Origin of the sequence: Bacillus sp. MYb78 (genome assembly GCF_002975115.1) — a bacterium.
In the GTDB taxonomy this organism is placed as follows: Bacteria; Bacillota; Bacilli; order Bacillales; family Bacillaceae_G; genus Bacillus_A; species Bacillus_A cereus.
The window spans coordinates 45,863-68,224 of the sequence record NZ_PCOB01000025.1 but is presented as its reverse complement, the minus strand read 5'-3'; the positions used below and the strand labels follow the sequence as shown (position 1 = coordinate 68,224).

Genomic DNA, 22,362 nt, shown 5'->3' with positions numbered 1-22,362 from the left:
TACTACACAAAAAAAGCTACCAGCACGGTAGCTTTTACTTTTTCTTCATATCCGCTGCTTTTTTTACAATTACACCACAAGCAATTCGATCGCCTGATTTACCTGTCGGTTGTGTCATACCATCATCAGGGTTTTCTGTAATAATAATAGACGCTCCATCTTTTCTATGAATCGTCGTTTTTCCTTCTTCAAGTGTGATGTGAGGTGCATCGATTTCCGCTTTAATCTTCCCAGAACCATCTGCAACTACGTTCGGTAAATCACCGTTTTCTGCACCCTTCGGATTAAGAAGACCATGTTTTTTATCATCAGGATTAAAATGATTCCCGGATGATTCAAAACGAGGTGCCTTACACTCTCCGATTTCATGTACATGTAGTCCGTGTGGTCCTGGCGTGAAACCTTCTCCTTTAATCGTAATTTTCACGCCACTTGTTTGCTGCACTACTTTCGCAGTCCCTACTTCATCTCCTGAAGCATTATGTAATTTCACTTCAATTTCTTTCGGCTTTCCTTGGTCACAACCTGCCATCAGAAATAATAAACAACAACTGAAAAAAAGCCGTTTCGTCATTCCATTCCCTCCAAAATATATTCTGCCCTTAGATTGTCCGAGCATAGAGGGAAACATACAAAAATGCGTTACTGTTTCTTTTCAGCTAATAGTTTTTCTTCAACTTTCTGTAATCGCTCCGCTTCGCGTTTTGATACACGAATGAACATACGCCACGTAGCAACGGCACCAATTATAAATAGCACGCAAACAATCCCTGGAATAATATATTCTGTTTTATCTTCCGGAAAATATAAAGGCATCATATAGAACACTCCTTATTATAGGATTTGTAAAACATCAGAATTTTCTGTTATATAACTTTAAATTATAGTGGAACCTATCCATATTCTCAAGGGGGCGTTCCGAAAGTGAATGATTTCTTTGACTCCTTCTCCTACTTTCCTTACTATAAACTTGAGGTGAAAAATATGAGAGAAACATTTGAAATTGGTGAAATCGTTACTGGTATTTATAAAACTGGCAAATACATCGGCGAAGTTACAAATAGCCGCCCTGGCAGTTACGTCGTAAAAGTATTAGCTGTTTTAAAACATCCGGTGCAAGGTGACTTACATAACGTAAAACAAGCTGACGTACCATTTTTCCATGAAAGACGCGCTTTAGCTTTCCGTGAACAGACGAACATTCCAGAGCAAATGGTGAAAAAATATGAAGGAGAAATTCCGGATTATACCGAGTCACTAAAATTAGCATTAGAAACCCAAATGAATTCATTTTCTGAAGATGATTCACCTTTTGCAGAGCGTAGTCTAGAAACATTAGAACAGTTAATGAAAGACTACAAACTTTAAAAAACAAAACGACCAAATTACATAATGTGCAATTTGGTCGTTACTGTGTGCTCACTTTCTTTAACACTTTTGAAAAATCAACGAGTTCTCCTAATGTTGGAGGTGCTGGTTTTACTAAATACTCTTTATCTTTTTCTACTAGTTTAAAAATATTGTACGTCGTCATCGCATCATCAAGCGCACAATGATGCTTCCCTGTCCCTACTTTTCCGTACGCCTCAATTGCTTTCCATAATCCTGTTTGATTTCTTTCTCCAAAAAACTTCTTATACTCAAGCGATAAATCACGACACTGTCCGAAGAATGGAAAAGCTATCCCTGCCATTTCACAATTATGCTTCAGCACTTTCATATCCATATTTCCCCACGTTACAATTGTCGGTTTACATTTCGTTTCGTATTCCGCAAGCTTCTTAACGAGTTCAGGAAATGAAATCCCTTTATCCACGACTTCTTGTTTTATTCCTAAAAACTTCTTACATCGATCCGTTAAAGAGGGAAATGTTTTCGGCCTGACATGTGATGAATACGTATCTTCCACCTTACGGCCAGCAACTGAAACGAGTCCTACCTCAATAATTTCCGGAAAAAATCCTTTCGGTTTCTTTCTATGCTGGGGCATCGTAAACTCAAAGTCTAAAAATAAAAATCGTTGTTCATCCATACGATCCCTTCCTTATCATTTTTATCATTCCTTTCTATTTGACACTCCTACACGAACAAGCTCGAATGCTAATTCCATTTTAAATATTCAGATTGGATGTATCTTATATATATGTCAAATGCCCACAAATATTTTAAAAAATAAGAAAAAATGACCTATGCAGAAAATATGACAAAATCCCTCCTTTCATTTACATCCGCAGTTTTTCTACTTTATAATGACGTTATGTGTGTTTCATCTAGTTAATATTTGACACACTAAGAAAAATGAATGAAAGGAGATGAGATTTTTGCACGAAACAACGCAAGAACTCGCTAACTGGCAGTATTATTTTGCTATCGCAGTCTTTTTAATTACATATGCCATTATTATTTCTGAAAAAATTAATCGCGCTGTCATCGCACTTCTTGGTGCAGCATTCATGGTAATTGTGGGGGTCGTCGATTTACATAACGCCTTTACGAAACATATTGAATGGGGAACGATTACGCTACTCATCGGTATGATGATTTTGGTGAACATTACGAGTAAATCAGGTGTTTTCCAATACGTTGCCATTAAAGCAGCAAAAGGGGCACAAGGAAATCCAATTAAAATTTTAATTTCCCTTTCCCTACTTACCGCGCTTGGCTCCGCATTTTTAGATAACGTTACAACTGTACTTCTTGTTGTTCCAGTTACTTTATCTATTACGCGCATACTGCAAGTAAATCCTGTTCCATATTTACTTTCTGAAATTATTTTTTCAAACATTGGGGGAACGGCAACATTAATTGGTGATCCACCTAACATTATGATTGGTTCTGCCAATAAGCATTTAGACTTCAATGCTTTCCTATTGAATCTAGCACCAATCGTAATTATTATTATTGGAGTTACAGCAACAATACTTTACTTCATGTACCGTAAACAATTAATTGCCGATCCTGTACAGGTTAAAAAATTAATGAGCTTAGATGAAAAACAATACATTAAAGATCCAGTATTAATGAAAAAATCTTTAACGGTGCTTGGACTTACGATTGTAGGTTTCATGACTCATTCTATTTTCCATATTGATGCGGCTATCATTGCCTTAACTGGTGCTACTGTACTTATGTTAATTGGTGTGAAAGAGCATGAAATTGAAGAAGTATTTGCAAGCGTAGAGTGGGTAACAATCTTCTTCTTCGCAGGGCTATTCGTACTTGTTGGAGGACTTATCGATATCGGTCTTATTAAAATGTTAGCTCAAAAAGTAATTGGTATAACAGGCGGAGATATTTCTTACGCATCCATCCTTATTTTATGGGTATCTGGTATCGCCTCTGCAACAATTGATAACATCCCATTCGTTGCAACAATGATTCCACTTATTAACGATATGGCAGTCGGGCTAGGCTTATCACCATCTGACGCACAAATCGATGTATTATGGTGGGCATTAGCACTAGGTGCTTGTCTCGGTGGAAACGGAACATTAATCGGAGCTTCTGCTAACGTAATCGTTGCAGGTATTGCGAGCCGCGAAGGACATAAATTTAGTTACATGGAATTCCTAAAAGTCGGTTTCCCAATTATGATCGTTTCATTAATCATTTCTCACATTTATATTTATTTACGCTACCTTATGTAGTAAAAAGAGCGCTCTGATAATCAGGGCGCTTTTTTACTTATATCTAAAATATATCGACTTATCAACAAAACGAAAAATCTACTCTTTATATCTCACCGGTTCATTTCGAATAATAAATAAATGAATCGGTAAGAACACCGAAAATGTGATTACATGAATAATCGTAAATAATATAGAGTTCGTTCCATATCTGTCTAAAATAGCGTAGATAAGATAAATAGACAATACAATCGATACAGCTGTTGCTAGTAAACTTATAATTGGTACGAAATTAAAAATGAAACATGCAACATATATACCGAATACTTTCCACCCTGCTTCTTCTTTCAAAAAATCTGGTAATTTATCTTTCGCTAAGTCACCCCACGTCTTACTATTCAAAAACGGAATAAACGCAAGCACCCCGTCCGTTGCACCATCATTTTTCGCCATCGAATAAAGTGCAAAAGCCGTTAACAAATATGAAATAATTGCCCAAATCAATATAACAAGAATAAACGCAAAACTAAGAGCAAAGAAACCTGCTAGTACGCCTTGATCCTCCATCTTATCCTCTCCTCTCTACTTTCAACATATTTCATTACATTGCAAGTTATGTTTTAAAATTTATCCAAACTCTTTGTATAATAAGAGAAGAAAGAGAATAAGAGAGGAGAAACACTTATGCATCCATTTGTAAAAGCATTACAAGAGCATTTCACAGCTCATAAAAATCCTGAAAAAGCAGAACCTATGGCTCGTTATATGAAAAATCACTTCCCATTTCTAGGTATTCAAACACCGGAAAGACGCCAATTATTAAAAGACGTCATTCAAATACATACTCTCCCAGATAAAAAAGACTTCCAAATTATCGTACGTGAGCTTTGGGACTTACCAGAACGTGAATTCCAAGCGGCCGCACTTGATATTATGCAAAAATATAAAAAGCATATAAACGAAACTCATATCCCCTTCTTAGAAAAACTTATTGTCACAAAATCTTGGTGGGACTCTGTCGATAGCATCGTCCCTACATTCTTAGGTACTATCTTTTTAAAACACCCAGAATTGATTTCTGCTTATATTCCAAAATGGATTGCATCAGATAACATATGGTTACAACGCGCCGCTATTTTATTCCAACTGAAATATAAACAAAAGATGGATGAAGAACTTCTTTTCTGGATTATTGGACAACTACATTCTTCAAAAGAATTTTTCATTCAAAAAGCGATTGGCTGGGTCCTTCGTGAATATGCAAAAACAAATCCGGATGTAGTTTGGGAATACGTGCAAAACAACGAGCTCGCTCCATTAAGTAAGCGTGAAGCAATTAAGCATATTAAAGAAAATTACGGAATAAATAATGAAAAAATAGGCGAGACTCTATCATAGATAGACGCGTTCCTCTATTGAGATTTAAAAAAGAACGTGTTAGAATATGTTCATTATTACTAATATAAGTAGCGATGACGGACTTATAAGTACTTGCATAAAAAGCGATTCAGGGATAGTGAAAGCCTGAAGCCGCAAGGAAACGGCAGTCCCGAGCAATACATGATAAAGTGGATGCACCTTTTGTGTATCAACTAGGGTGGAACCGCGGGCAAACGCTCGTCCCTAGGCAAATAAGCCTTGGGATGAGCGTTTTTTTATGTTCTTTTTAGCTATACTGCTCGTTTCCAAAGTATCAGAGTATGTCATCGCCAATACGTTAACTTTCAAAAGGAGGATTTTCTTATGTATTCAATGGAACAAGTTGTAAACTTAGCGAAACATCGCGGTTTTGTTTTCCCTGGTTCTGAAATTTACGGTGGTCTTGCAAACACTTGGGATTACGGTCCACTTGGAATCGAATTAAAAAATAACGTTAAAAAAGCTTGGTGGAAAAAATTCATTCAAGAATCTCCATACAACGTTGGTTTAGACGCAGCTATTTTAATGAACCCTAAAACTTGGATCGCTTCTGGTCACGTTGGTAACTTCAACGATCCAATGATCGACTGTAAAAAATGTAAAGCTCGTCACCGTGCTGACAAATTAATTGAGGATGCTTTAGATGCAAAAGGCATCGAAATGGTTGTTGATGGTCTTACTTTCGACCAAATGGCTGACTTAATGAAAGAACATGAAGTAAAATGTCCTGATTGCGGTAGTGAAGAATTCACTGAAATCCGTCAGTTCAACTTAATGTTCAAAACATTCCAAGGTGTTACAGAGTCTAGCACAAACGAAATCTTCCTTCGTCCTGAAACAGCACAAGGTATTTTCGTAAACTTCAAAAACGTTCAACGCTCTATGCGTAAAAAGCTTCCATTTGGTATTGGCCAAATCGGTAAGAGTTTCCGTAACGAAATCACGCCTGGTAACTTCACATTCCGTACACGTGAATTCGAACAAATGGAACTTGAATTCTTCTGTAAGCCTGGTGAAGATTTAGAGTGGTTCGCATTCTGGCGTGAAACTTGTAAAAACTGGTTACTTTCACTTGGTATGACTGAAGAGAGCATGCGTCTTCGTGACCACGGTGAAGAAGAGTTATCTCACTATAGTAATGCAACAACTGACATTGAATTCAAATTCCCATTCGGTTGGGGCGAACTTTGGGGCGTTGCATCTCGTACAGACTTCGACTTAAAACGTCACATGGAACACTCAAACGAAGACTTTAACTATATCGATCCACAAACGAATGAGCGTTACGTACCATACTGCATCGAGCCATCTTTAGGCGCAGACCGTGTAACATTAGCATTCTTATGTGATGCATATGAAGAAGAGCAATTAGAAAACGATTCTCGTACAGTTCTTCGTTTCCACCCTGCTTTAGCACCATACAAAGCAGCTATCTTACCATTATCTAAAAAGCTATCTGAAGGTGCTACTGAAGTATTCGCAGAATTAGCTAAAGACTTCATGGTAGACTTTGATGAAACTGGTTCTATCGGTAAACGTTACCGTCGTCAAGACGAAATCGGTACACCATTCTGTATCACATACGACTTCGACTCAGTTGAAGACAAAGCTGTTACAGTACGTGACCGTGATACAATGGAACAAGTTCGTATGCCAATTAGCGAACTAAAAGGTTTCTTAGAGAAGAAAATCCAGTTCTAATTATAAGAAAAAGAGGCTGCTCATAAGAGCGCCTCTTTTTTACTTTTCACGTTTTTCTTTAATTGCTACTGTACATCTTGATATACATAGTAAATCATCATTTTCATCAATAATACGAACATCCCAAACCATTGTCGATTGTCCTCTATGTATCGGTGTTCCGATCGCTGTTACAATTCCATCTTTCTTTGAGCGAATGTGGTTTGCATTAATTTCTAATCCGAAACAAATACATTTTTCTTGATCAATTAAATTGTATGAACCAACACTTGCCACTGTTTCTGCTAATGCAACCGATGCACCGCCATGTAAAAATCCAAATGGCTGATGCGTACGCTCATCAACAGGCATCGTAGCAACCACCTTATCTTCTGTCATCTCTAACAACTCAATTCCAAGTGAATCCATTAAAGTTTTTGCCATATCGCTTCCTCCTTCTCTTGCTTTAATTAAATGTATAATTTTACCTATTTATTTTCAAACTACTTATAACACTTATATAAGGAGGCTTCACCTAAATGAAACAGAAATTTTGTATATTACTGCTTATGTTCTCCTTGCTGACTATTGTACCAAATTGTGCAATAACAGCCAAAGCATCTAACCTGACAATCGATGTTAAGACTGTAACGCAAAAAGGTAAGAAACCTTATATAGAATATCAAATAAATAGGCCTTCTTTTCACAACTTTTCTGACTCTACATTTCAAAATAAGCTCAATTTATACTACAAAAAATCCACTGACAAATTTAAAAACAAATTAGAAAAAGAAGCAAAAAAATACTATAAAGAGACAGAAGGATCTAGTACACCATTTCATCCGTACGTAGCAAATGTTGATTATAAAGTCTCTTTAAACAAACCACCTTTTCTTAGCCTATATGTGAATTACTATCAATATACTGGCGGAGCACACGGTCTTTATACGTGGAAGGCAAATACATTTGATTTAAAAGAAAAAAAGCTACTGCACTTAGACGATTTATTTCAACAAAAAGATAAATATAAAGATGTAATCCGTGCAGAGATTGTAAGACAAATTAAACAAAATGAAAGTATTTATTTTCCTGATGCAACTGAAAAGGTAATGAGTATGAAAAAGTTTCACTTCTTTTTAGAGCCAGACAATCTCGTCATTTATTTCCCTTTATATGAGATTGCTCCGTATTCAAGTGGAATTCCGCAATTTCGTATTCCATATACGTTGTTAAGAGACTATTTAAAGCCTTCTTATCAAAATATTTTGATTGACAACAAGTAAATATTTTAGCTACGATAATGTTAACCTAAAAACAACAGGAGGTTAACATTATGAGAAGATTACATGTTTTAGATTTAGCATTAGCTGCCATGTTCGTTGCTCTTATGGCCATCGGTGCAAATATTGTATCTTGGGCACCATTCCTTCAAGTAGCAGGTATCCCATTATCTATGCAACCATTTTTCGCAATTTTAGCAGGTCTTCTTCTTGGAAGTAGACTTGGTGCCTTATCCATGACTGTATATATGCTCGTTGGCTTAGCCGGCGCACCAATCTTTGCTAACTTCAAAGCTGGATTTGGAGCACTTTTAGATCCTACTGGTGGTTTTATTATCGCATTTATTATCGTTGCTTACGTATCAGGAAAATTAGTAGAACAAAAAGAAAGACCAACATTCATTACATTTGCGATTGCCTCTTTCACAGGAATTATTTTAACTTATATAATCGGTACTACTTACATGTACGGGGCAGTCAATCTCTTTATGGGCGGTAATATGAGCTATAAAGCTGCTTGGATGATTATGATGTGGTTTGCAGTAAAAGATATTGCATTTACAATTATCGGTGCTATTATCGCCCCTCGCATATACTATGCTGTGCGTCGTTCTGCTTATCAGCATTCTCATTCGACGATTTCATAATAAAAAAGAGTTATTGCAGCTTGCTGCAATAACTCTTTTTTTATATTAAGACTCTTGATTCACTTGTTCTTCTAAAATTTTCTTCATCATTACGACCATGTCATCACGTAATTCTGGGTGTTGCAGGGCCATTTCAATTGTCGTTTGAACGAATCCTAGCTTTTCACCTACGTCGTAGCGCTTTCCTTCGAAATCGTAAGCAAATACACGTTGGATTTCATTTAAGCTTTGGATTGCATCTGTTAATTGAATTTCACCACCAGCACCGACATGTTGCTGTTCTAAGAACATAAAGATTTCAGGCGTTAAAATGTAACGGCCCATAATGGCTAAGTTTGAAGGAGCTGTACCTTGTGCTGGTTTCTCAACGAAATTGCGAACTTGGTAACGACGACCTTCTTGTTCTAATGGATCGATAATTCCATAGCGATGTGTTTCCGACTCTGGAACAGTTTGTACACCAATAACAGAAGAAAGTGTTTTTTCATACTCATCCATTAATTGACGTAAACACGGTTTCTCAGCTTGGACAATATCATCACCTAGTAACACTGCAAACGGCTCATCACCAATGAATTTACGCGCACACCAAACAGCATGTCCTAGTCCCTTCGGCTCTTTTTGACGGATATAATGAATATCTACCATTTTTGAAGAGGCTTGTACTTTTTCAAGCAACTCATATTTTTTCTTCTCTAATAAGTTTTGTTCTAGTTCAAATGCATTATCAAAATGATCTTCAATAGAACGCTTTGTTTTACCAGTAACGATAATAATATCTTCGATACCCGATTTCACTGCTTCTTCTACAATGTATTGGATCGTTGGTTTATCTACTATTGGTAACATTTCTTTCGGCATTGCTTTCGTTGCTGGTAAAAAACGTGTTCCTAATCCAGCTGCTGGGATTATCGCTTTTCTTACTTTTTTCATCACAAAATACCCTCTCTCCTGTCGGAATCAATAGCAATTATTTCCTACATAAAACAAAAGGGAGATTTCGCTCCCTTTTGTTCCTTACTACTTAAAATTACTTTGTATTATAAACGATTCATAATGTCTTCTTTAATAGTAAGTAACTTTTGTTCACTATTTTGTAAAGAACTATCTTTTACACCAAAGTAAAACTTAATCTTCGGCTCAGTTCCAGATGGACGTAGGCAGAACCATGAACCATCCTCTAATTGATATTTTAACACATTTGATTTCGGTAAGTGAATCTCTTCTTTATGTCCATCTTGTAAAGATGTAACGATGCTTGCTTTATAGTCTTCCACTGCTACGACTGTTAAGCCCGCTACTTCTTTCGGAGGATTCTCACGGAACGTTGCCATCATCTCTTGGATTTTTTCAGCTCCATCTTTTCCTTTTAACGTTAACGATACAAGGTCTTCACGGAAGAAACCGTACTTCTCAAATACTTCTAATAGACCGTCATATAACGTTTTCCCTTGTGATTTGTAGTATGCAGCTACTTCACATGCAAATAGGACAGATTGTACTGCATCTTTATCACGGCAGAATGGGCGGATTAAATAACCATAGCTTTCCTCATAACCGAATTGGAATTCATATTGTCCGCTTTCTTCATACTGCCTAATTTTCTCACCGATAAATTTAAATCCAGTTAACGTATCAACTGTATCTAAACCGTATGCTTTCGCAATTGTACGACCAATCTCAGACGTTACAATTGTTTTTAATACGACACCGTTCTCCGGAAGCGTTCCGTTTTCTTTCTTTTGAGATAGTAAGTAATCAAGCATTAATGCACCTGTTTGGTTTCCTGTTAATACTTGGAACTCACCATTATGATTACGCACTGCTACACCTAGACGATCTGCGTCAGGATCAGTTGCGATTAATACATCTGCGCCTACCTTTTCACCATCACGAATGGCATACTCAAACGCTGCGTGCTCTTCTGGGTTCGGTGATTTTACTGTAGAGAAGTTGGGATCTGGTAACTCTTGCTCTTTTACAACTGTTACATCTGTAAATCCAACTTCTTTTAAACCACGGCGTACAGAAATATTTGATGTTCCGTGTAATGGTGTAAAGACGATTTTTAAGTCTTTGCCGACCTTTTGCACCATTTCTTTATTAATGATGACATTGTTCAATTCTGCAGCATATGCATCATCTACTTCTTGTCCAATAATATGTAATAAACCGTCAGCTTTTAATTGCTCTACATCAGCGACTTCAACTGTTAATTCATCTTCTACTGCATTTACGTAGCTAATTAACTCATCTGCTTCTTTTGGAGGTAACTGTCCACCATCTTCACCGTATACTTTGTATCCGTTATATTCAGGTGGATTATGGCTTGCCGTAAGAACGATTCCACTTACTGTATATAAATGACGAACTGCGAAAGAAAGTACTGGCGTTGGACGTAAGCTTTCAAACACATATGTTGTAATACCGCGTGCCCCAAGTGTAGCAGCAACTTCCATTGCGAACTCAGGTGATTTATGACGAGAATCATAGGCTACAACAACACCGCGTTTTTTCGCTTCCTCACCTAATTTTTCAATAAAGCTTGCTAATCCTTTTGTTGCTTTACGAACTGTATATACGTTTAAACGGTTCGTACCAGCACCAAGTTCACCACGCATACCACCTGTGCCAAACTCTAGATTTTTATAAAAGCTATCCTCGATTTTCTTCTCATCTTGCTTCATATTTTCTAGCTGTTCTTTTAATTCTGCATCTAATTGTGCGTAAGAAAGCCAGCGACTAAATTCTTGTTTCCAATTCATTCTTCTCTCTCCTCTCGCTCGTCATACCTTTATTATATGAAAAAAACATGCTGTATCTCAATATTTTATAAAATCTAGCAGGATTTTACTAGGAATATTTGTATACACTATGGTTAAATACTCCACTAAAGGGAATGAGGATTATGCACGAATGGGGCTTGTCAGAAGAGCTCAAAATACAAACAAAGCAAATGATTGAAATTGCTGAAAAAGAACTATCGATTATGAGAAACGCAATCGATAAAGAAGACGAATGTATTTTATGCAAAATGGAAGATATTCATCATATGTTAGCAAATGTACAAACATTGGCAGCTACATACTATATTCAGGCATATTTATCACCTTATACGGAAAGTTCATCTTTTATTACGACAGCTATCCAACATTTAAGCGCTAGAAAACATGGTGCTCTTATCGTTGTGGAACGAAATGAGACGCTTGAAGCTTTCATTCAAACTGGAACGACATTAAACGCTCATTTAACTGCGCCATTACTCGAATCAATATTTTACCCAGGTAACCCTCTTCATGACGGTGCCGTTCTCGTAAAAAATAATCATATAGTCTCAGCTGCTAATATTCTTCCTTTAACGAAAAGTACAGAAGTTGATCCTGAGCTAGGAACACGTCACAGAGCTGCAATAGGCTTATCAGAAAAGAGTGATGCACTTATATTAGTTGTCTCTGAAGAAACGGGCCGTACTTCTTTTGCTTTAAATGGGATTTTGTATACGATTTCTTTATAAACACTTTTTAGCACTTTTTTGAACAGCGCGGTAGTAAATGAAGTTATATCGAATTACCAACAAATACACCTACCACATCAATAAAAAAGGCTGTCTCCAAAATTTGAGACAGCTTTTTCTTCAAAAAATTATTCTTCTACAAAATGCTCGAAAAGTATACGAATTACCTACACCATTGCTCGAGCTGACCTTAAATTATGCGCTCACAGGGATGTCTAAGTACAATAATTATCTCTTCATGGTTTGCTACTCTTGTTGTACTCAAAACATGTTTAGACCTCTTTCATAGCAACTATATTTTTTCTAAAATGCTTCACTTCCAGCTATTATTTTTTATCTATTTTTAAGAAATAGTAAAAAAGGGTACTTTAGAAATCCTATCTAAAGTACCCTTTTATTAAAAATCTATTTTATTATAAAGAATAATTGGAGACTGCAAAATGATAAAAATATAGCATACTTTCAAAGTTATTTATAATTATTAATATTAATATTAAACATAAAGCAACTACTTTTACACGTCTCATCACTTTAAAACCATATGCCAATAATAACGGTATTGTAAACAGCATATGTGCGCCATAAATAAATGCTTCAGATGCCCCAAAACCAACAATTCCATGTAAAACAATATTAAATAGTAAACAGAAACTTAAAAACCTTACGAAAGGCTCTGTTCTAAAGTTTTTCCATACAGCTACTATTATAAAAGCATACACAGATACAATCACAATCCACCCGATCATAGTATGCGATGGAAGCATATTTAATTGTGCGAATTGCTCACCTTGTCTTAAAGTAACTTCCGAGAATGGTCCAAAGATGAATGAAGATCCTAATAATAGATGAAATACTAATATACCTGATGGCTTAACGTATTCTGGTGAAAAATTCTGTCCTTGCGCAGCAAAGTCCATACTACCCTTTAATCCTTCGATAAGAACTACATTATTTGCGTTCATTACTAATACAAACAGGACCACGACAATAACAATCGAAATACCAGTCCAAATAATTTTTTTCCGTAGTTTCTTATAACTCATCACACTACCTAAAAACCACATAAACGAATTGGTTAATGTAACCCCTGTTATTCCTATTGCCAACAATACATTCGCAATACTAAATCCTATTTTCGCTTCTTTTTCCCCTGTAATAAATGGATAGCATACAAAGCACATAAGTACCAATGTGAAATTTGCATAGCTAAAAGATTCTGGTGTCCACGTAATAACTAACATAGTAGCTGAAAATCCATACATGACCGCTAGTAAAAAAGAAACAATCGTATTCTTACAAATTTTACAGCATAATGTATAAATCATCACTACACTGAGCGCGCTTAAAAACGTTTGAATGAATATAATACCATGTACAATATTCCCTACTTTTACTGTCTCCAGCATCCACATGAATTGTTGAATAAAATAATAAAGGAATGGATGTCGGAACCAGGTCGCCGCTGCTATATCTACTTTTTCAAGAAAAAAGGAGATGATATAATACCCTTGATCAAAAGAAAAATAGGTATCAACCACCCACGCTTCATTAAGAAGCTTAGAGTGAGTATCCATTTTCCAACCGATAAAAAAATAAAATGACCAATAAAAAATGAAAAGGACAAGGGCTAATATCCCCTTTCCTTTATAACCATTCCAAATATTCAATACTTCTTCTCCTCTCTACGGTAGAAATAACATAATTAGATGTGCCACGTACCCAATAACTGTTCCTAACACAAGTCCACCAAAAATCTCATGCCAATGATGTCCTTGACGCTCTCTTAATTTTTCTTCTTCCGAACTTATATGTTTATTCAACATTCTTGCATGTTTACCAACTGTACGGCGAAGTCCTGTGGCATCAATGATAACAATTGTTAAAATTGCCATCCCGATTCCAAACATCGGTGTATTAAACCCTTCATGAAACCCTATTGTCATGACCATACTTGATAAAATCGTTGTATGCGTACTAGGAAATCCACCATTTCCAACTAAACGAAAAGCATCTTTTCCAGAACGAAGATAATTCACTAAAAATTTCAATACTCCCGAAGCTACCCAAGCTATAAATGGAAGTATACAATATAAATATGTTCCCATTGCTTTACCTCCTATGATTTTGCAATAAATAAAATGCCAGCTACTATACATACCATTCCAGCAATTTTCATGAAATTGATTGTTTCACCAAATAATAATGCTGACGCAATAATAACAAATACATATCCGAAACTCACCATTGGGTATGCATAACTTAAATCAACCTTTCTCAGCACAATCATCCATAATAATGCACTTAAACCGTAAAAAGCTAGTCCGAAAAAGTTCGGTACGTTAATGAAATTCATAATACCTACAGCCGCTGAACTTTGTGATTTCATTGCACCAAATTTTAATAAAATTTGCCCTACAACTCCCATACCAACTGATAAAATAATCATTAAAAATTGTTGCATCTCTATACTCCTTAACTGTTTATATTCAAAAAATGTTTTATTCCAAATAAAAAACGTTTAAGACACTCCTCTTAAACGTTTTAACAAACCCGAATAGAGTAATTAAAAGTTCAATAGTATAATAATAACTGTTATCGCATATAACAACACTGTTATTAAAATATGCTGATCCTCTAATAAAACTTTATCTGGTTCTCCACCTTTATCTTCCATGTGAACTAAATATAAATAACGAAAAATCCCGTAAATTACAAATGGGATTGTCCACATTAAATAGATACTTTTCCCTGCATTAAAAGTAAAGATAGCATAAGTTACAATAGTTGCCGATGTAACAATTGTACTTAATTGGTCTAACAAAGCAGGAGAATAACTTTCTAATACTTTTCTATGAGAACCTTTATTATTCTGTAACAATACTAATTCATGTCTTCTTTTATTAATAGCCAAGAATAGTGACAGTAATAATGTACATAATAAAAACCACGGTGTAAATGGCACTTGAATAACTAATCCACCGGCCAATGCTCGTAAAACAAATCCAGCTGCAATAATTAAAATATCAATGATTACAACGTGTTTTAAACGAATTGAATACGCTACATTTAAAATAAAATAGACTGCTAATACTAAGCACAACAACGGATTTAATATATATGAAACTACTAAAGACGCTACTAAAATAACACAACCTGCCGTAATAGCAAAGTACGGATTTAATGCCCCCGATGCCATCGGTCGATATCGCTTAACAGGGTGTTGTCGATCTGCCTCAATATCCATAAAATCATTTAAAATATAGACACAGCCAGATATTGCACAAAATAGCGCAAAACAAATTGCAGCTTGTGCCACCATAGTTAAAGATACTTGTTTTATTGAAAAGACTAACGCTGCAAATACAAGCAAGTTTTTAGTCCACTGTTTCGGGCGTAACTGTTTAAAAAACAATACAACTATATTTTGTTGAGATAAAGTTCCTTCCCTCATAATAATAAGAGTGCTTCTATTTTTGTCACTCTCTTCTTTCCCTCCCTATTCAATTGTTATTTACTTCTAATACAGGAAAGATTATATCACATAAGTATAACATTGAAAATCAACTATTAAATACCAATAAAAAAGGCTGCCTCAAAAATTTGAGACAGCCTTTTCTTCAAAAAATTATTCTTCTCCGAAACGCTCCACAAGTGTTGCAAGTGTACGTACCATTGCACCAGTTGCTCCAGCTGGACCTAAGTCGTGCGCGCCTTTTGTTTCTGATGTTCCAGCGATATCTAAGTGTACCCACGGTGTATCTTCAGCGAATTCGCCTAGGAATGTACCTGCCATAACCGCATGTCCTTCACGGCCTGGTGAGTTATTTAAATCAGCAAACTTACTGTTTCTCACACGTTCTTTATCACGATCAAAAATCGGTAGTTGCCAAATTGGTTCATCTGTTTCCATAGAAGCCTCTAGTACTTGCTCAAACAACTCTTCATTATTTGTCATTGCGCCTGTCGTATGGTTTCCAAGTGCAACAATTACACCGCCTGTTAATGTTGCAACATCAACAAGGTAGTTTGCGCCAAGTTTTTTCGCATACGTAATACCATCAGCTAAAGCTAGACGACCTTCTGCATCCGTATTTAATACTTCAATTGTTTTTCCACTCATAGATGTGATTACATCGTCTGGCTTAAATGCCGTACCACTTACAACGTTATCAGTTGAAGGAATAACAGCGATCACATTTTGTTCTGGGCGCAGTTCTCCGATAATTTCCATCGCACCTAATACAGCAGCTGCACCGCCCATATCACCTTTCATACCAACCATGCCTTCACGTGGTTTTAAAGAATAACCACCTGTATCGTATGTAATACCTTTTCCAACGAATCCAATGACATCTGTCCACTCTTCTTTTCCTTTATAAATAAGAGCAATCATTTTGGGTGGCTCTGTACTACCTTGGTTTACTGCAAGTAACGCACCCATACCAAGATCTTCCATCTCTTCTTTTTCAAGAACTTTATAGTCCATATCATACTTCTCCGCTAACTCAACAGCATACTCAGCAAGCTTTGTCGCTGTTAATACGTTTGGCGGCATATTTACAAGTGTACGAGCTGAATTTGTTGCACGTCCATGTACGTAGCCAACTGTTAATGCGGCTTCAATTTCTTGTGCATCTTCCGCTGTAATAGCCGTGAACTTCTCTAACTCTACACGATCCTTTTTATCTGATTTATACGTTTGTAATTCATATGTACCAAGGCCTTGTACCTCTGCTGCAATATGAGCGACATCAATCGCGTCTAATTTCTCTGTTACGAAAGAATCAAGTAAGATTGCTGCATCTTGTACTTTTGCTGCTTGTAGTGTTTTAAACGTTTTTCCAAGAGCCACACGTAACGTTTCTGTCGTATAAGACTCTTTCTTGCCTAAACCAACAAAGTAATACCGTTTCACATTTGTTTTTCCTAAGCTATGTACTTTCGAAATGGCCTTTTTCTTCGTAGATAATTCTTTCTCTTCTAGTAAAACTTGTAATTGTCCTTCAAACGCTTTGTCCAGTTCTTGTACAAAACTACTCATTTTCTCTTCTTCAAATAAAGCGACAATTACTGCTTCGTGACCTGCTAATTCTTTTTGTACTTGAAACATGTTCAGACCCCCTAAATTTCTCTACCACCATTATAACTTTATTTTCGATAAAATGCGACAATTCTAACTACAGTTATATGACGTGTAAAATCTCCTCTATTATGAAATAAGCCAAGAAAAAAAGTCTAGCGTAATTACGACTAGACTATCTTTGCTTTAAATATTGACCACGAAACACTTGCATCGTTTCGTCTTGATTTAACATCGTTAACTCTTCTTCTGTAAACTTACCTTTTCCTACTTTTACTACATACACATTTACTTTTTTCTTACCCCATTGGCTATAAACATCTTTCACCGTATCATAATATAAATCAAGACGGTTTCCTTTTATTGCTCCGCCCTTATCAGCTACTACACCATACCCGTAACCTGGCACGAAGAGAATCGTTCCAATCGGGAATACGCGTAAGTCCGCAGCAATTGTGGAATATAAATCCCTTTTCACTTTAACACCTGAATATGTAATACCATACTCTGGATGCCCTGGCCTCTTACCTGTTGACTCAATCCCCGATGTATAACCTGTTGCAGTCATTTCAATTGAACGATATTTAGACCAGTCGTTTGCCTGCTCTAAAGCATTTATCACTTCTTTACTCGGAGCAACATTTCTCTTAACTTCTGCTGCATGTACTTCTTTTGCACTCATTCCTTCATATGTCTTTACAATCTCTAATAAAGAAACTCCAGTGAAAGCCTTCCATGTTACGCATAATGCAAATGCAAGTAAACAAGTCATCATAATGCGAATACAATATCGTTTTAACATTTTTATATTCCACACTCCTTCATCGTTAATCATTCCCTATACGATGAAGGAATATGCAAAAAATAATCTCCAACTTAGTTGGAGATTAAAACATTTGATATCCGCTTTTCCGAAGTTTCTTGATTACGACTCCTGCTAAAGCAGCCCCTACTAATCCAGTAGATAGAATAAACACGTCTGCTTGTCCTAAGTGCGATACACTTGTCCCAAATGAAGAAAATGTTTCTTTCGGTTTTGAAAAATAATCCCACATACTCGCTTTATTAATAATAAGCATACAAACAATCGGATACACAATAACCATTACCCAAGTAGCTCGCAAAATCATGTTGAGTAAAAATCCAATTCCAAAGAACAAAATAAAAAATAACATCATTGAAATAAGTAGTACCGGTATACTCACTCTTTCTCCCTCTCCTTCGCACGTGCCGTAAATACGTGATAGGCTGTATAACCAAATGGTTCTCCTGGATTTAATGTTTTGTCCACTTCAAGATGTAGTTCTGATCTTCCTTCTAACAAATATTTAATAAGTACAGACGTATTCGGATCGTCCGCAATCTTATCTGGATGTAAGAACGCCACTTCAGACAATTCTTTCTCCTGTACAATAATATTTTCTCCTTCAGGCTCCAAAAGGAAAATAATCATATTATCACTAATTTCATCACGAATAACACCCGATCGAACACCAATGATCCCCTTCACATGAGCGACAATGCCTGTCTCTTCTAACACTTCGCGTTTCACAGCTTCATCAACTGTCTCACCTTCATTTACAAAACCAGCCGGTAAAGACCATTTCCCTTTTAATCCACTGTATTTCTTCTTAACGAATAGCCACCTGCCATCTTTTGTAGCTACTAAGCCACTAACAGCTAACCATACTTTCCCGCGCTTCCCCATGATGCATCCTCCTCCATCCGAACGGACAGAATATTCTTTCTTTTCTATATATTATACTATACTTTTTAATTCGCTGTGAAATTTCCTTTTTTCAAAAAGTGAAAAAACCCATTTTGTCGATATACTGTTAACAAAAAAATATCAAGATGCAGAAATGTAATTATGAAGAAAATAAAACATTGGATTCATCCATTTCATGATACGGCAATGTTCAAATAAAACATTTCTCCCATCTTTCTATTGTTATATCGAAAACATGTATTATATGAAAAAAAGCAGAAACGGCGCTTAGCCGTTTCTGCTTTTTCTACTATATATTAAAAGAACTTTAATTTACCTTTTTTAAGAACTAATAAAGGTCCACCTAATAAGAATAAGTAGCGGTTATCGATTACTTTCTTCATGAAGGAAGCTTTCCAACCTGTTAACTTTTTACCCATAACAACGCCCATTGCATCGTCATGACCTAAAGAACATACAGATCCTTTATTATCGAATGCGAATTTTTTCATTTCGCCCTTGCCACGAACTAATACAGTTAAGTTGTGTGCAATATTGTAACCTTGTTGAATTGCAATTTGTGCTGTTGGTGGGTAAGGACGGTTAATTTCTTCGTTAATGATTAACGCTGCATCACCAACCATGAATACCTCTTCGTATCCTGGAGCGTGCATGTACTCATTAACTTTTACACGTCCGCGCATTGCTTCAAAGCCAGACTCTTCCACAATACCATTACCACGAACACCTGCAGCCCAAACTACTGTTTCAGACTTAATTAATTCAGTATCATCACCATTTGCAACAATAATACCTTCTTCAGTTGCTTCTTTAATTGCTGTACCAATGCGGAATTCTACGCCTTTTTTCTCAAGTTGTTTTACAGCATATTCTACTAATGCTGGATCGAAACCTGGAAGTGCTGTTGGAGCAGCTTCTACACAGATGATACGTGCTTTTTCACGTGGTACATTGTACTGTTTGCAAAGTTCAGGAACACGGTTTGCAAGCTCACCTACGTACTCGATACCAGTAAATCCAGCACCACCAACAACGATTGTTACTAACTCATCGCGCTTTTCATCTGCATATTTAGCGAAACTAGCTTCCATATGCTCACGAATTTCACGAGTTGCATTAATGTTAGCGATTGAGAATGCATGCTCTTTTAATCCTGTAATTCCGAATGTTTCTGATTCGAAACCAAGACCGATTACTAAGTAGTCATACTCTAACTCGCCGTCTTTTAAGATAATACGTTTTTCAGCAGCTTTAATTTCTACTACTGTGTCTTGTACAAAGTTCACTTTATTTGTATCAATAACGTCTTGAATATCTAGACAGATTTTTTCATCTTGTAATGTACCAGCTGCGCTCTCGTGTAACCAAGTCGCTTGGTAGTGATAGCTGTTGTTGTTTACTAACGTAATTTCAGCTTCATTTACAGATAATGCTTTTTGCAGACGAACAGTCGTAATCATCCCGCCATAACCTGCACCTAAAACTACGATTTTTGGAGTCTTCACCAAATCACAACCCTTTTCTTTATATAATAGTAATGAGAAATAATACCAAGTACTAAAAACTCTATTTGTCAAGAATGTGGAATTTATCACATTCTATATCATAACAAAACGCAGTCAAAAAATCGTACGAATTTTGTCATAGAAATTTAACATAATACTTCCCTATATTAGTCGGTTTTATTCCAGAATTCAAGCTTCTGGAGAATTATCAATATTTTAAAATAACATAGCGTTTTCAAGGGTTTTTCAGCCTTTTTTTCATGTATTTTCCTTTCTGTATATTTTATACAATACAAAAAGCATCTATGCGAAAACTTACACACAATTCAGTCGTTTTCAGAAGTATTATGAACTCAAATATGCTATCATTTATTTGAAAGTGTCATCATTTGCAGGATTTTCGTGTACATATGAACAATATATGAAATCAATATCAAAATTCCATCTATAGGGGGAATGAAAGTGGCAGAAAATCAAAAAGTTTACGACATAACAATTATTGGTGGTGGTCCAACAGGACTATTCACAGCATTTTATGGCGGGATGAGACAAGCAAGTGTAAAAATCATTGAAAGCCTACCTCAACTTGGAGGACAATTATCAGCACTCTACCCTGAAAAATACATTTATGATGTAGCTGGTTTCCCGAAAGTGCGTGCACAAGAGTTAGTTGATAACTTAAAAGAGCAAATGAAGAAATTTGATCCAACCGTTTGCTTAGAAGAAGCGGTTGATACGCTTGAAAGACAAGCTGATGGTATATTTAAACTTGTTACGAATAAACAAACTCACTATTCTAAATCAGTCATTATTACTGCCGGCAATGGTGCTTTCCAACCACGCCGCTTAGAATTAGAAGGTACAGCAAAATACGAAAAGAAAAACTTACATTATTTCGTTGATGATATGAATAAATTTGCTGGCAAGCGCGTCGTAGTATTTGGCGGTGGCGACTCAGCAGTAGACTGGACGATGATGTTAGAACCGATCGCTGACAAAGTTACAATCGTTCATCGCCGTGATAAATTCCGTGCACATGAACATAGCGTTGAAAACTTAATGAATTCTCGTGCAGAAGTAAGTACACCGTATGTTCCAGTTGAACTCGTTGGTGATGACAAAATTGAACAAGTCGTTCTTCAGCACGTAAAAACTGAAGAAAAAGTTATCATCGATGTTGATGATGTAATTGTAAACTACGGCTTCGTTTCCTCTCTTGGCCCAATTAAAAACTGGGGCTTAGATATACAAAAAAATAGCATCCTTGTGAATTCAAAAATGGAAACAAATATTCCTGGCATTTACGCTGCTGGTGACATTTGTACATATGAAGGAAAAGTAAAACTTATCGCTTGTGGATTTGGCGAAGCACCGACAGCAGTAAACAATGCAAAAGCTTACTTCGATCCAAATGCAAAACTTCAACCGATGCATAGCTCAAGCATGTTTTAATATATAAAATAAAAGCTCCTTCCATACGCGGAAGGAGCTTTTATTTTATATACCACGAAAGCACACTGAATTCGATAAACTATCGAACTCAGTGTGCTTTTCGTCTAAAAAAATTATTGTTTTCTTCTTCTACCTAATACGAATAATACTCCGCCAACTAAGAATGAAATTCCCGCACCAACTGACATCATCCATGGAGACGCTGCCCCTGTTTTCGGTAATTCTCTTTCTGTTTTTACTTGTGGTTCTTTAATTAACTTTTCAAGTCTTACTTCCGGTTGCTTCAGATCTTTCGGGTCTTCCGGTTTCACTTCTGGCTCCTTCGGTTCTTTCGGGTCTTCCGGTTTCACTTCTGGTTCCTTCGGTTCTTTCGGATCTTCCGGTTTCACTTCTGGTTCCTTCGGTTCTTTCGGATCTTCCGGTTTCACTT

The 22,362-nt window shown here is 36.3% G+C and carries 25 protein-coding genes; 8 read left to right on the top strand and 17 right to left on the bottom strand.

Annotation, left to right across the window (positions count from 1 at the left end):
• Nucleotides 1-34: 34 nt before the first annotated feature.
• A complete protein-coding gene (gene sodC, locus CQ064_RS28740; protein WP_000166827.1) occupies nucleotides 35-574 on the bottom strand; it encodes a superoxide dismutase [Cu-Zn] in 540 nt (179 codons plus the stop codon).
• A gap of 68 nt (nucleotides 575-642) precedes the next feature.
• Nucleotides 643-819, bottom strand: coding sequence for a hypothetical protein (locus CQ064_RS33765; protein WP_000982763.1), 177 nt, complete (start codon nucleotides 817-819; stop codon nucleotides 643-645).
• A gap of 165 nt (nucleotides 820-984) precedes the next feature.
• Between CQ064_RS33765 and kapB the strand changes: the two genes are divergently transcribed.
• Complete coding sequence (gene kapB / locus CQ064_RS28735) at nucleotides 985-1,368, top strand: kinase-associated lipoprotein KapB (protein ID WP_014482167.1); 384 nt, start codon at nucleotides 985-987, stop codon at nucleotides 1,366-1,368.
• Between the two features lie 40 nt (nucleotides 1,369-1,408).
• Here kapB and kapD read toward each other — a convergent pair whose 3' ends face one another.
• A complete protein-coding gene (gene kapD, locus CQ064_RS28730) occupies nucleotides 1,409-2,032 on the bottom strand; it encodes a 3'-5' exonuclease KapD (RefSeq protein WP_000344360.1) in 624 nt (207 codons plus the stop codon).
• A gap of 289 nt (nucleotides 2,033-2,321) precedes the next feature.
• Between kapD and CQ064_RS28725 the strand changes: the two genes are divergently transcribed.
• Nucleotides 2,322-3,647 (top strand): ArsB/NhaD family transporter, encoded by a 1,326-nt coding sequence (locus CQ064_RS28725; protein WP_000545210.1) that lies wholly within the window; start codon nucleotides 2,322-2,324, stop codon nucleotides 3,645-3,647.
• A 78-nt stretch (nucleotides 3,648-3,725) separates the two neighbouring features.
• On the opposite strand, the gene CQ064_RS28720 is transcribed toward CQ064_RS28725, so the two are convergent.
• Complete coding sequence (locus CQ064_RS28720; RefSeq protein WP_000390061.1) at nucleotides 3,726-4,193, bottom strand: hypothetical protein; 468 nt, start codon at nucleotides 4,191-4,193, stop codon at nucleotides 3,726-3,728.
• 117 nt (nucleotides 4,194-4,310) lie between these two features.
• On the opposite strand from CQ064_RS28720, the gene CQ064_RS28715 reads away from it, so the two are divergent.
• Both CQ064_RS28715 and CQ064_RS28705 read left to right on the top strand, forming a co-directional pair.
• Nucleotides 4,311-5,024: a DNA alkylation repair protein gene (locus tag CQ064_RS28715; protein WP_000553300.1), complete on the top strand. Its 714-nt coding sequence runs from the start codon at nucleotides 4,311-4,313 to the stop codon at nucleotides 5,022-5,024.
• Between the two features lie 345 nt (nucleotides 5,025-5,369).
• A complete protein-coding gene (locus CQ064_RS28705) occupies nucleotides 5,370-6,746 on the top strand; it encodes a glycine--tRNA ligase (protein WP_000287154.1) in 1,377 nt (458 codons plus the stop codon).
• A gap of 39 nt (nucleotides 6,747-6,785) precedes the next feature.
• Here the strand turns inward: CQ064_RS28705 and CQ064_RS28700 are convergent, their stop codons facing one another.
• The gene (locus CQ064_RS28700; RefSeq protein ID WP_001140612.1) at nucleotides 6,786-7,169 is read right to left on the bottom strand and encodes a hotdog fold thioesterase; all 384 of its coding nucleotides are present in this window, start codon (nucleotides 7,167-7,169) and stop codon (nucleotides 6,786-6,788) included.
• A gap of 95 nt (nucleotides 7,170-7,264) precedes the next feature.
• Here CQ064_RS28700 and CQ064_RS28695 point away from each other — a divergent pair, with 95 nt between their 5' ends.
• Nucleotides 7,265-8,008, top strand: coding sequence for a DUF3298 and DUF4163 domain-containing protein (locus CQ064_RS28695; protein WP_000810334.1), 744 nt, complete (start codon nucleotides 7,265-7,267; stop codon nucleotides 8,006-8,008).
• Nucleotides 8,009-8,058: 50 nt separating this feature from the next.
• Complete coding sequence (locus CQ064_RS28690; RefSeq protein ID WP_001253379.1) at nucleotides 8,059-8,652, top strand: biotin transporter BioY; 594 nt, start codon at nucleotides 8,059-8,061, stop codon at nucleotides 8,650-8,652.
• Nucleotides 8,653-8,697: 45 nt separating this feature from the next.
• Here CQ064_RS28690 and galU read toward each other — a convergent pair whose 3' ends face one another.
• Nucleotides 8,698-9,585: a UTP--glucose-1-phosphate uridylyltransferase GalU gene (galU, locus tag CQ064_RS28685; protein ID WP_000757822.1), complete on the bottom strand. Its 888-nt coding sequence runs from the start codon at nucleotides 9,583-9,585 to the stop codon at nucleotides 8,698-8,700.
• A 107-nt stretch (nucleotides 9,586-9,692) separates the two neighbouring features.
• Nucleotides 9,693-11,417 (bottom strand): phospho-sugar mutase, encoded by a 1,725-nt coding sequence (locus CQ064_RS28680; RefSeq protein ID WP_001104228.1) that lies wholly within the window; start codon nucleotides 11,415-11,417, stop codon nucleotides 9,693-9,695.
• A 143-nt stretch (nucleotides 11,418-11,560) separates the two neighbouring features.
• Here CQ064_RS28680 and cdaS point away from each other — a divergent pair, with 143 nt between their 5' ends.
• Nucleotides 11,561-12,166, top strand: a complete 606-nt coding sequence (cdaS, locus tag CQ064_RS28675) for a sporulation-specific diadenylate cyclase CdaS (protein WP_000545250.1) — start codon at nucleotides 11,561-11,563, stop codon at nucleotides 12,164-12,166.
• A gap of 413 nt (nucleotides 12,167-12,579) precedes the next feature.
• Here the strand turns inward: cdaS and CQ064_RS28670 are convergent, their stop codons facing one another.
• The 9 genes from CQ064_RS28670 to CQ064_RS28630 all read right to left on the bottom strand — a co-directional run bounded on the left by CQ064_RS28670 (nucleotide 12,580) and on the right by CQ064_RS28630 (nucleotide 20,480).
• Nucleotides 12,580-13,833, bottom strand: a complete 1,254-nt coding sequence (locus CQ064_RS28670; RefSeq protein WP_001028674.1) for a DUF6080 domain-containing protein — start codon at nucleotides 13,831-13,833, stop codon at nucleotides 12,580-12,582.
• A 15-nt stretch (nucleotides 13,834-13,848) separates the two neighbouring features.
• Nucleotides 13,849-14,271, bottom strand: a complete 423-nt coding sequence (locus CQ064_RS28665) for a divergent PAP2 family protein (RefSeq protein WP_000537660.1) — start codon at nucleotides 14,269-14,271, stop codon at nucleotides 13,849-13,851.
• 11 nt (nucleotides 14,272-14,282) lie between these two features.
• On the bottom strand, nucleotides 14,283-14,627 hold the full coding sequence (locus CQ064_RS28660; RefSeq protein ID WP_001183889.1) for an EamA family transporter: 345 nt from the start codon (nucleotides 14,625-14,627) through the stop codon (nucleotides 14,283-14,285).
• A gap of 102 nt (nucleotides 14,628-14,729) precedes the next feature.
• Entirely contained in the window at nucleotides 14,730-15,617 is an 888-nt protein-coding gene (locus CQ064_RS28655; RefSeq protein ID WP_001206693.1) for a decaprenyl-phosphate phosphoribosyltransferase, read from the bottom strand.
• 174 nt (nucleotides 15,618-15,791) lie between these two features.
• The gene (pepA, locus tag CQ064_RS28650) at nucleotides 15,792-17,276 is read right to left on the bottom strand and encodes a cytosol aminopeptidase (RefSeq protein ID WP_000487953.1); all 1,485 of its coding nucleotides are present in this window, start codon (nucleotides 17,274-17,276) and stop codon (nucleotides 15,792-15,794) included.
• Nucleotides 17,277-17,421: 145 nt separating this feature from the next.
• A complete protein-coding gene (locus CQ064_RS28645; protein WP_002094181.1) occupies nucleotides 17,422-18,048 on the bottom strand; it encodes a 3D domain-containing protein in 627 nt (208 codons plus the stop codon).
• An 85-nt stretch (nucleotides 18,049-18,133) separates the two neighbouring features.
• Entirely contained in the window at nucleotides 18,134-18,451 is a 318-nt protein-coding gene (locus CQ064_RS28640; RefSeq protein WP_000027016.1) for a YuiB family protein, read from the bottom strand.
• Nucleotides 18,448-18,954: an NUDIX hydrolase gene (locus CQ064_RS28635; protein ID WP_000517993.1), complete on the bottom strand. Its 507-nt coding sequence runs from the start codon at nucleotides 18,952-18,954 to the stop codon at nucleotides 18,448-18,450. Before CQ064_RS28635 ends, CQ064_RS28640 begins: the two co-directional genes overlap by 4 nt.
• Before the next feature lie 317 nt (nucleotides 18,955-19,271).
• Nucleotides 19,272-20,480, bottom strand: coding sequence for an NAD(P)/FAD-dependent oxidoreductase (locus CQ064_RS28630; protein WP_000856603.1), 1,209 nt, complete (start codon nucleotides 20,478-20,480; stop codon nucleotides 19,272-19,274).
• A gap of 462 nt (nucleotides 20,481-20,942) precedes the next feature.
• Between CQ064_RS28630 and CQ064_RS28625 the strand changes: the two genes are divergently transcribed.
• Nucleotides 20,943-21,932, top strand: coding sequence for an NAD(P)/FAD-dependent oxidoreductase (locus CQ064_RS28625; RefSeq protein ID WP_000829790.1), 990 nt, complete (start codon nucleotides 20,943-20,945; stop codon nucleotides 21,930-21,932).
• 113 nt (nucleotides 21,933-22,045) lie between these two features.
• Here CQ064_RS28625 and CQ064_RS33220 read toward each other — a convergent pair.
• Nucleotides 22,046-22,362: LPXTG cell wall anchor domain-containing protein (locus tag CQ064_RS33220; RefSeq protein WP_258166711.1), on the bottom strand; the 317-nt coding region annotated here is incomplete at its 5' end.